At 60.7% G+C, this 3,428-nt stretch carries 4 protein-coding genes; all 4 read left to right on the top strand.

Going from position 1 to position 3,428, the window contains the following annotated elements:
• The first annotated feature begins 288 nt into the window (after positions 1-288).
• Positions 289-702 carry a 30S ribosomal protein S12 gene (gene rpsL, locus G552_RS0113540; RefSeq protein WP_027883485.1) on the top strand — a complete coding sequence of 138 codons (414 nt, stop codon included), beginning with the start codon at positions 289-291 and terminating at the stop codon, positions 700-702.
• Between the two features lie 40 nt (positions 703-742).
• Entirely contained in the window at positions 743-1,213 is a 471-nt protein-coding gene (gene rpsG / locus G552_RS0113535; protein ID WP_027883484.1) for a 30S ribosomal protein S7, read from the top strand.
• A 2-nt stretch (positions 1,214-1,215) separates the two neighbouring features.
• Positions 1,216-3,309 carry an elongation factor G gene (fusA, locus tag G552_RS0113530; RefSeq protein WP_027883483.1) on the top strand — a complete coding sequence of 698 codons (2,094 nt, stop codon included), beginning with the start codon at positions 1,216-1,218 and terminating at the stop codon, positions 3,307-3,309.
• A 24-nt stretch (positions 3,310-3,333) separates the two neighbouring features.
• The coding region (locus G552_RS15665) for a GTP-binding protein (RefSeq protein WP_036197649.1) at positions 3,334-3,428 on the top strand (95 nt) is incomplete at its 3' end.

Genomic DNA, 3,428 nt, shown 5'->3' with positions numbered 1-3,428 from the left:
GATGCAGGAGGAGTCGGTTCCCCAGTCTCACATGTGTTGACCGATTACAACCCCTTGATTAACTCGTGGCACCCGTATATACTTCTAGGGTTGCGTTTCCTCAGGCCAGCCCCGGCCCTGAGGGCACTTCGGTTGCGCTTACGGGAGAACCGTTGCGCACGGCGATTCTTGAGAATCCAGGGGCGAGATTGGGCCAGTGGCCTGGTTCGCTTCTCGACGGGACCCCGCACCGAGCGCAGCGAAAGTACGCAAACCTCCGTGTGGGGTTTCAGTTTTTAGAGAAAGGATGTGATTACACTGCCAACCATCAACCAACTCCTCCGTAAAGGCCGCGCGCCCGTGGTCAAGAAGAGCAAGGTACCGGCCCTGAAGGGAAGCCCCTTCCGTAAAGGGGTTTGCACCGTGGTGCGCACCGTCACCCCCAAGAAGCCCAACTCGGCGCTGCGCAAGGTGGCCAAGGTGCGCCTTTCGAGCCAGTACGAGGTCACCGCCTACATCCCTGGGGAAGGCCACAACCTCCAGGAGCACTCGGTGGTGCTCATTCGCGGAGGCCGTGTGAAGGACCTGCCGGGGGTGCGCTACCACATCGTGCGGGGTATCTACGACACCCAGGGCGTGAAGGATCGCAAAAAGAGCCGCTCTAAGTATGGGGCCAAGCGTCCCAAGGCCGACGCCAAAGGGGCGGCTAAGGGCAAGAAGTAAGTTTTTGCCGCCGCATAGGCGGGGTTTGGTGAGGTAGAGCATGTCGAGAAGAAGACGCGCTGAAGTACGCCAGCTCGAGCCCGACCACCTCTATGGTGATGTTCTGGTCTCGGCCCTGATTAACCGCATGATGCGCGATGGCAAGAAGAACCTAGCGATTCGCATCTTCCGCGATGCTTGCCAGATTATTCAGGATAAAAGCGGCCAGGAGCCCCTCAAGGTTTTCAAGACGGCCTTAGATAATGTGCGTCCTCGGGTAGAGGTGCGCAGCCGCCGGGTAGGGGGGGCTAACTACCAGGTACCGGTGGAGGTTTCCCCGCGCCGACAGCAAAGTCTGGCCATTCGCTGGATTGTGCAGGCTTTCAACAACCGCAGCGAGCGTGAGGCCCACCAGCGCCTGGCCGCCGAGCTGCTCGAGGCCGCTGAAGGGAAGGGTGGGGCGGTCAAGAAGAAGGAAGATGTCGAGCGTATGGCCGAAGCCAACCGGGCCTACGCTCACTACCGGTGGTGAGTATGTCTGTCAAAACTGGCTTTGACCTAAAACGCTTCCGCAACATCGGGATTGCGGCGCATATCGATGCGGGCAAGACCACCACAACTGAGCGCATCCTCTACTACACCGGGCGCATCCACAAAATTGGCGAGGTGCACGAGGGTGCAGCCACCATGGACTGGATGGAGCAGGAGCGCGAGCGGGGCATCACCATCACCGCTGCGGTAACCACCGCCAACTGGAAGCATAGCAAGACCGGGGTGGAGCACCGCATCAACATCATCGATACCCCGGGCCACGTGGACTTCACCATCGAGGTGGAGCGCTCTATGCGGGTGCTGGACGGGGCGGTGGCAGTCTTCGATGCTTCGCAAGGGGTCGAGCCCCAGTCCGAGACGGTCTGGCGCCAGGCTGATAAGTACCGGGTGCCCCGCATTGCCTTCGCCAACAAGATGGACAAGACCGGGGCCGATATCTGGTTGGTGATTAACACCATGAAGGAGCGCCTGGGGGCCAGGCCGGTGCTGATGCAGCTTCCCATCGGGCGTGAGGATACCTTCCGGGGTATCGTGGATGTATTGCGCCAGAAAGCCTATACCTACGGCAACGACCTCGGTACCGATATCAAAGAAGTCGAGATTCCCGAGGACATGAAGGCCCAGGCCGCTGAGTACTACGAGAAGCTGGTAGAGACAGCGGCAGACTTCGATGAAAACATCATGGTGAAGTTCCTCGAGGGGGAAAAGCCTACCGAAGAGGAGCTAATCCAAGCTATTCGCAAGGGCACCATCGCCATGGAGATTTTCCCGGTGTTCTTGGGCTCGGCCCTAAAGAACAAGGGCGTACAGCTTCTCTTGGATGCGGTGGTGGATTACCTGCCCTCGCCCTTGGATATTCCCCCCATCCGAGGGAAGACCGAAGGGGGAGAAGAGGTGGAGCGCCCCGCCGACCCCAATGGGCCGCTGGCAGCCCTAGCGTTCAAAATCATGGCTGACCCCTACGTGGGCCGCCTGACCTTTATCCGGGTCTACTCCGGTACCCTGCGCTCGGGTTCCTACGTCATCAACACCACCAAGGGCAAAAAGGAGCGGGTGGCCCGGCTTTTACAGATGCACGCCAACCACCGCGAAGAGGTGGAGGAGCTACGGGCCGGCGAGCTAGGGGCGGTGGTGGGCCTCAAGGAAACCATCACCGGCGACTCGTTGGTGGGCGAGGGGGATGAGCCGATCATCCTCGAGTCCATCGAGGTACCCGAGCCGGTGATCGACCTGGCCATCGAGCCTAAGACCAAGGCTGACCAGGACAAGCTTGGTGTGGCCCTGGCTCGCCTGGGCGAGGAGGATCCCACCTTCCGGGTTTCCACCGACCCCGAGACGGGCCAGACCATTATCTCCGGCATGGGTGAGCTGCACCTCGAGATTATCGTGGACCGGCTCAAGCGGGAGTTCAAGGTAGATGCCAACGTAGGCAAGCCCCAGGTGGCCTACCGCGAGACCATCACCCGCCCGGTGGACGTGGAGGGCAAGTTCGTGCGCCAGTCGGGTGGGCGCGGCCAGTACGGCCACGTCAAGATCAAGGCCGAGCCGCTGGGCCGTGGCGCGGGCTTCGAGTTCGTCAATGCCATCGTGGGTGGGGTGGTACCCAAGGAGTACATTCCTGCGGTGCAGAAGGGCATCGAGGAGGCCATGCAGTCCGGGCCCCTTACCGGCTTCCCCATCGTGGACATCAAGGTGACCCTCTACGACGGTAGCTACCACGAAGTGGACAGCTCGGAGATGGCCTTCAAGATCGCCGGTTCCATGGCCATAAAGGAGGCCATGGAGAAGGGGGGCGCGGCTATCCTCGAGCCTATCATGCGGGTTGAGGTTATCACCCCGGAGGAGTTTCTGGGTTCCATCATCGGCGACCTCAACAGCCGCCGCGGGCAGATTCAGGGTATGGAGGAGCGCGGCAACGCCCGGTTGGTTCGGGCATTCGTGCCCCTGGCCGAGATGTTCGGCTATGCCAACGACATGCGCTCGATGACCCAGGGTCGGGCCCAGTTCTCCATGTTCTTCGACCACTACGAGCAAGTGCCCCAGAATATCGCGCAAAAGCTGATTAAGGGGCAGTGATAGACAGCGAAGGAGTGTAATCTTATGGCGAAAGGCGTATTTGAGCGCACCAAACCCCACGTGAACGTGGGGACCATCGGACACGTAGACCACGGGAAGACCACCCTGACGGCGGCGAT

This window comes from Meiothermus rufus DSM 22234, assembly GCF_000423425.1.
Taxonomy (GTDB): Bacteria; Deinococcota; Deinococci; order Deinococcales; family Thermaceae; genus Meiothermus; species Meiothermus rufus.
This window is presented reverse-complemented; position numbering and strand designations above follow the sequence as displayed.